Annotated in this window: 1 protein-coding gene; it reads right to left on the bottom strand. The window is 61.9% G+C overall.

What is annotated here, in order from left to right:
- Positions 1–182: transposase (locus ACQRCA_RS08495; protein ID WP_427719901.1), on the bottom strand; the 182-nt coding region annotated here is incomplete at its 3' end.
- Between the last annotated feature and the right edge of the window lie 96 nt (positions 183–278).

The following is a 278-nucleotide window of genomic DNA, read 5'->3' on the forward strand; positions in this document are numbered from 1 at the left end:
GTGTAGTGGCCGCTGCGGTAGGCCTCCCGGCCCGCCGTCCTCTCGTAGCGCTCGGCCCCGACGAGCTCGGACGCCTCCTCGTCGAGCAGTGCGTTGAGCGTCTCCTCGACGGTCTTCCTCACCAGATTCTTTATGTCGTTGCGCAGCGACTCCTCGTCGACTGATACGATGTTCGCAGACACGGCCCGTGCCCCCTTCGTCGGTGATTTGTTGTTTAGTCGCTAGAAATCATATGACGGGGCGCGGGCCGTGTTCCGCTATGCGGTTGTCAATTTGCG

It is taken from the genome of Collinsella sp. SGI.095, assembly GCF_050314535.1.
Lineage (GTDB): Bacteria > Actinomycetota > Coriobacteriia > Coriobacteriales > Coriobacteriaceae > Collinsella.